Origin of the sequence: Micromonospora sp. NPDC047548, assembly GCF_040642975.1 — a bacterium.
In the GTDB taxonomy this organism is placed as follows: Bacteria; Actinomycetota; Actinomycetes; order Mycobacteriales; family Micromonosporaceae; genus Micromonospora.
On sequence record NZ_JBEYTI010000096.1, the window covers coordinates 1 to 6,598 of the forward strand.

The 6,598-nt window shown below is 63.0% G+C and carries 3 protein-coding genes and 1 pseudogene; all 4 read left to right on the forward strand.

Annotated features, from left to right (window positions below):
* Positions 1 to 409 precede the first annotated feature (409 nt).
* Positions 410 to 967 (forward strand): G5 domain-containing protein, encoded by a 558-nt coding sequence (locus ABZ807_RS32855; RefSeq protein WP_357166923.1) that lies wholly within the window; start codon positions 410 to 412, stop codon positions 965 to 967.
* Positions 968 to 1,737: 770 nt separating this feature from the next.
* Positions 1,738 to 2,017 (forward strand): annotated as a pseudogene (locus ABZ807_RS32860) (cyclic-phosphate processing receiver domain-containing protein); the annotation flags it as partial.
* A gap of 220 nt (positions 2,018 to 2,237) precedes the next feature.
* On the forward strand, positions 2,238 to 4,949 hold the full coding sequence (locus ABZ807_RS32865; RefSeq protein WP_357166926.1) for an ATP-dependent RecD-like DNA helicase: 2,712 nt from the start codon (positions 2,238 to 2,240) through the stop codon (positions 4,947 to 4,949).
* Between the two features lie 305 nt (positions 4,950 to 5,254).
* Positions 5,255 to 6,598 (forward strand): P-loop NTPase fold protein (locus ABZ807_RS32870; RefSeq protein WP_357166929.1); only part of this gene is annotated, 1,344 nt, incomplete at its 3' end.

The following is a 6,598-nucleotide window of genomic DNA, read 5'->3' on the forward strand; positions in this document are numbered from 1 at the left end:
CTACTCCGCAAACGAATCCTCGCCCAACCATGACCAGCCGCACCAAGCCAGATCACGAAACTTGTGCCAGAGCCAATTTTGAGCCGCCGTTGACAGAGACGGAGCCGCCGACCTTCCAGCATCGGCAGGGTGCCACCTGGGAGTGGAACTGACGCCATCCAGCCAGGAACACCAGCGGCCGGTCAGAATCCCGACACAGGCGGCAGCCAATCGGGTAGTGGTGGCATCTCCCACCGTCAGCACACTGGCAGAGGTGACCGAACACCCCCAGCAAGACCCTTCGGACGGGCAAACGCCACCCCCGCCTCACGGCCCGCCCGCGCAGCTCCCGCCCGTACAACAGAATGGCCCTGCCCGGCGGGGTTTCTCTTACCAGGAGGCGTTCACGCTCGCCGCCGCCTGTTTCATCGTGCTGGCCTTCGTTGGGTTCTTCGCCGGTGGGGCTGCGGACCCTCGCAGCGACGCCAGCAAGCAGCAGGCCGCCGGGGCTGTGGCCGCGAGCAAAAAACCTGCCCCGGCGACCGCCACCGGCGAGCCGTCACCCACGGCGGCAGCAACCCCTGCGGTGAAGACTCGGATCGCCACCGAGACGAAGCCAATCCCGCACGGGACGATGCGGGTGAAGGACTCGTCTCTGCGTATGGGCGTCACGATAGTGAGAACCGAAGGCGTTGATGGCGAGAGAACCCTCACCTACCAGGTGACCGTCGCCGACGGCGTCGAAACCGCGAGGAAACTCGTCAAGTCGGAGGTAACCGTGGCACCGGTCACCGAGGTCATCGCCACGGGAACCAAACGCTGCCACCCCAACTACGCCGGAGAGTGTGTGCCCATCGCCGACGACGTGGACTGCCTTCGCAACGGCGGCAACGGCCCCAAGTACATCTCGGGCCCGGTGCGTGTCATTGGCGAGGATGTCTACGACCTCGACCGCGACGGCAACGGTATCGGCTGCGAGGACGACTAGCAGCCACAACACGGCGTGAAGCAGCGGGCGGACCGTCACCCGACCCGCGGAATCGAGGCGGGCGACGTCGAACAACACCCCGCCGGAGGTCTGGTCAGCGGGCGGCGGCAGGGCCGGCATGGGCGCCGGCTGCGGCGGCGCGGCCGGCAGTGGGGTGGGCACGAGCGCCTCGACGAGCTGCTCGTCGTGCCAGCGAGGAGAGGGCCGCCGGCGGCTCACGGCCACCCCGCCAGTGCGGCCGCGCCACCATCAGCGCAGGCGGGATCGTCCCCCGAGGTTCGCCATGAGCACGGGTGCCGCCGGTGGTGATCCGCTGCGCTGCCGTTATCGGTCGATCTTGCGCGAATCTCCACGAAGACTGGTGTCCGAGGGGAGATCGATACCGTAACCCCACACGAGACGTCACCAGAAGCGGTCCTTGTCATGGATTCCGGATCGACAGCATGGGCGTAACAACTCAGCGGCACCGGCATGCAGGCACGCGAGCCCGAGATTGCGATCCATCGCCCATCCGACGAACGGGCTGCCGCAGCTCCTCGTATGGAATACGTACGCGGCTCTGCTGGCGGGTACAGGTCCGAGTGCACAGGCAGGTACGCCAGAGCGTACATATATCGGCGTACCAAAGGTCGACGATGTCGCTCGAGCAAGTCTCCTTGCCGCAGGGCGAGTCGCCTCGCTGACTACACTCGGTTACTGTCTGGACGAGCCGCACTCGCAACGGCAGATCCGGTTGCCGAATCACAGCGGCTCCAGGCGTCATCTCCGGGGTGGATGCTAGCGAGACGAGGATCATTCTGGTTGACGACCTTCGTTCCTTCGTAGATGGCGGCTGTGTGGAGGTGGCCCGCACGAGTGCAGCTGGAGTCCAACTCCTCGACAGGTACCGAGATCGGCGGCTTGAACGAGTTGTGGCTGGACCATGGCCTGGGGAGAGGACGACACGATCTGGCCGGTCGTGAAGGTCTTGAGCGAGCCGCCTTCAAGGATCGCCCGTTCGACATAGGCGTCATCAACGTCCACACGGCCAACCCGGCCGGCGCCACGAAGCGGCACTGATCAGCTCTTCGAGAGGCAGGTTCAGGCGCAGCACGCCGCGGATGACGATCGGTCCGCGTCGGAGGGAGTCACGCCGGAAGGGCTCCGCCCCGGTGTCGCCCACAGCACCTGGAAGTGAGCGTGGCGGAAAACAGCGCGCGCTCGCTAGGCTCAACGCCTACCTTGAGCGGGACTTCGGGATCACTTCTAGCGATTGAGATGGACAGACCTCATGACCACGGTCGGCGAACAGATTCAGCGCGTGAATGAGGCGATCTGCCAGAACATCGCATCGCTCACGGATCAACGTGCTCTGCTCTCGCAGAACCTCCTTGCCCAGCTGCGCAACCTGGTCGAAGGCGTCGCCGTGCGTCTCCACACGGGTAAGGACGACGCCGAGTTCAACTACGCGGCTGTGGATCCCGGACTCACCTACGTCAAGAGCAAGGGCAAGCTGAACTTCCTCGGCAAGTTCCACAAACTTATCCAGATCAGCGCCTCCCACTACACACTGGACGGCGACGCCTCGGAACGCTTGATGCTCAAGTACTACGAGTATCTCCTGCGGATCCGCACCCTACTGAAGGACAGCTGCGGAATCTCGGCGCTGGCCAACCTGGAATCGTTCCCGATCGATCTCGATCCCTCGCTGCGCGAATACCACGAGAAGATCGCGGCGAGAATAGACGCACTTCGGTTGACACCGGTCGACGGCAACCCGCGCGCCCGCTACTACATCCACCAGACCCGTCCGTTCTTCGTCGACGGGCGCATCCATTACGAGGTCACCTTCTACCGGGCCGTCAACAAGGTCAGCAAGTCCGACCGCATCATCGCCTTCACTGACATCGACATGACCGACAAGTACTCGGCCATGCTGACGCTCCAGCATGATGCGATCGAGGTACTCGATCAGACGATGCCGATCACGGTCATCCGCGAGTGGGAGGTCTCGATCCGCCCGTGCGAGTTCGACAACTTCGCACGTCTGTTCGACATCCCCACCGAGACCCGGATCAGCTCCGCGGAGTACGTCTACCTGATGCGAGGGCTGACGGCCGGCTCCGGCAGCCTACTCGACCTGGTCGACATGCCTGACGACCAGTACAAGGCGACGAGGGCCGAGGGCACGGCCCTCGTCAAGACGCCGCAGATCTTCGCTGCGCTAGACGAGGCGCGCCGTATCGTGCGCTCGGGTCTGCCGGGTCACAACGTCCTCCGCTATCTCATGCTGCGGATGAACAACCTCGTCCTGAAGCGGCAATACAGCTGGGATAGCTGCGCCCGGCTGTCCGGGCTGAATCTGCAGTACGGCTGCATCCCGTTCGACCAGATGCCCTTCTGTACTTCGTTGTCGGGACACAACCCGCGGTTCTGGGATCTGGTCGAGAGCCTCGATGCCACCACGCGCAAGCACGAGCTGCTCGCCCGGCATGTCAAGAACAACGTCGAGCGCCGTGGGCTTCTCTACACGCCAGTGGCGGATCTCGAGGAGTTCGGGGACGTCAACGCGCTGGTCGCTGCCTACAACAGCAAGATTTACTACAGGCACACCAAGCGGCAACTCTTGCTGGACAAGGGGCACGTCTTCATCCGGGGTTACGAGGACGACACCTTCGCCATCGTCGAAGAGTTGCAGAAGCTCGCGTCCTCGGGGATCGACGGCTACACCGAGGCCGTCGAGCGCTGGCTCGGCGAGAAGCCACGTGGCATTGACGACGAGTTCAAGAGGTCCGCGCTGAAGCAGTTGTTCAGCCAGTCGAAGGTGGCGCTGGTCTACGGCGCGGCCGGCACCGGTAAGTCGACGATGGTCGACCACATTGCGAGCTACTTCAACGACAAGTCGAAGCTGTTCCTCGCCCACACCAATCCGGCGATGAACAACCTCAAGCGCAAGGTCACCGCGCAGGACTCAGCTTTCCGGACAATCAGCAGCCAAATCCACCGGGCCGCCTCCGATACGGAGTACGACGTGCTGGTCATCGACGAGTGCAGCACCGTAAGCAACGCTGACCTGCTCAAGGTTTTGGAGCAGACGTCCTTCAAGCTGCTCGTGCTCGTCGGCGATGTCTACCAGATCGAGTCGATCCAGTTCGGTAACTGGTTCAGTATCATCCGCTCGTTCATCCCCAGCACCGCGATGTTCGAGCTGACCACCCCGTTCCGGACGACAAACAAGTCGCTGCTCGACTTCTGGGGCAAGGTCCGAAACCTCGACGACGACGTCGCCGAGGTCATTGCCCGTAACGGCTACTCGACCGTGCTCGACACGTCACTGTTCAAGGCCCAGCGGGACGACGACATCATCCTCTGCCTGAACTACGACGGCCTCTACGGCATCAACAACATCAACCGATTCCTCCAGAGCAGCAACCCGAACCCGGCGATCACCTGGCGTGACTCCACCTACAAGATCGGAGATTCGGTCCTTTTCAACGAGGCCGAGCGGTTCCGGCCGGTCATTTACAACAACCTGAAGGGGCGGATCGTCGACATCGCGTGCGCCCCCGGCCAGATCCAGTTCGACGTCGAGCTCGACCGTCCGCTCAGCGAGTTCGACGTCGGCGGCGGCGATCTGGAATGGGTGGGAGGATCGACCGTACGCTTCTGCGTCTACGACCACGACACCAGCGACGCGGACGACGATTCCCTTAACACCGCCGTTCCGTTCCAGGTCGCCTACGCCGTCTCTATACACAAGGCGCAGGGCCTCGAGTACGACTCTGTCAAGATCGTCATCACTGACGCCAACGAAGACGACATCACGCACAGCATCTTCTACACGGCAGTCACCCGTGCACGCGAGGACCTACGGATCTTCTGGACACCAGAGACCCAGCACGCCGTACTCAGCAGCCTCCAACGAAACGAGAGCCCCAAGGACGTCGCTCTGCTGTCAAGCCGGCGCGGTCTCACACCGCTCACCCGATCCCGGCGCCCATGATTATGTGACCGGCCGCACGTTATCAGCGACAGTTGTGCGCACTGCTCGCAGACGCGCTGACCGACGTGCCGGCTGCCCCCGCGAGCTGAACTCGGAGCTGCTTCCTCACGGTGCGATCCGGGCATGCGCAACGGTTGGCTGCCTTTGGAGTAGCCAACCCTGACCCTTTGTGCGGAATAGCGAATCATCGGGCTTTTGGATGTCGGCAAGCCGACCTTTGGCTGATTGCTGCAGCGCGCGCCTTGTTGGCCCTTCGCGGTAGAGTCCTGCGGCAACTCGGGGACGATCATTGACTTGGAGTAGCCGTGGTCGAACAGGTTGTTAGCAAGGCCCGGCTGTTCGACGACAACCCAGCCGAAGAAGACCTCCTCGGCTTTGATGCCATCGCCGATGTCGTCGCGCGCATTGTGGGCTCGGGGGGCCTCGACCCGGTCACCGTCGGAATTCACAGCGCTTGGGGCGGTGGCAAGTCGACGGCGCTCAACCTCATCGCGAAGGATCTGTCTGCGCTCGGGCATGTCCTCGTGGTTCGAATCGACCCTTGGGAGTTTGAGAACGCCGAGGACATGCGCGGCACCCTGATCGCTCAGGTGCTCGACACGCTGCAGAGCCAGGTGCCCACGGAAGAGACACCCAACACCAAGGTCGTCCTGGAGAAGTTGAACGAGCTACGCAAACGGATTGCGTGGGGGCGGGTGGCGAAGGTTCTGATCAGCAGCGCGGTCACCATGTCGCCCAAAATTACTGACCTCGTTGATGCCCTGACGCCAGAAGCGAGGACTAGCGAAGCCGATCAGGTCCAACAGGGCATGGCGGGGTTCCGGGAGCAGTTCCAGGCCCTCATGGATTCGATGGACGGTCTGGCGAGGGTCGTAGTACTCGTGGACGACCTGGACCGCTGCCTGCCGCCGACGATCATGGCGACCCTCGAGTCGATCAAACTTTTCCTGTCGGTCAAGAAGATGGCGTTTGTAATCGCCGCCGACCAGGACCTGATTCGGGATGCGGTCGACATCGAGCTACGCGGCGCCGCTCGGGGAGGCTTTGCGAAGGTCTACACGGAGAAGATCGTGCAGCTTCCCGTCACGCTGCCCATGCTGTCGATCGAGCAGGCCGAAGCCTACATCGCGTTACTGCTGTGCAACTCGGGTTCCGCGACCGGCGGCCGGTACAAAGAGATCGTCGCCCTCTCCCGGAAGCGGCGGGTGGAGGGCAAGGCACCTTACGTACTTCCGGGCCAGTCGGACACCGAACCTACGGCGGCCACCCTGACGCTTGCGGCAAGCATCGCGCGTGGCCTTGCAGCGGACGTGTGGCGCAGCCCTCGAGCTATCAAACGGTTCCTCAACGCGCTGGCGGTGCGTGAGCACTTGGCGTCCCTCGCCGGCGCAGAACTACCACTGGAGCTACTGACCAAGCTGTATTTGCTGGAGCTACGCCACTCTGAAGCATTTCAGGAGCTGGCGAAGCAGACGAAGACCGAGCGGCAAGGGTTCATCGACGCGTGGGAGGACTGGGCGCAGGGCGCCGATGGTGCCAAAGCCCCCGAAGGCATGGCGGATTCAAGTGATCATGGCGACACTGCGTTCCTTACCAAATCGCTGAACACTTCGATCGGTTTGAGCCAGTTCAACGTTTCACGCGGTCTG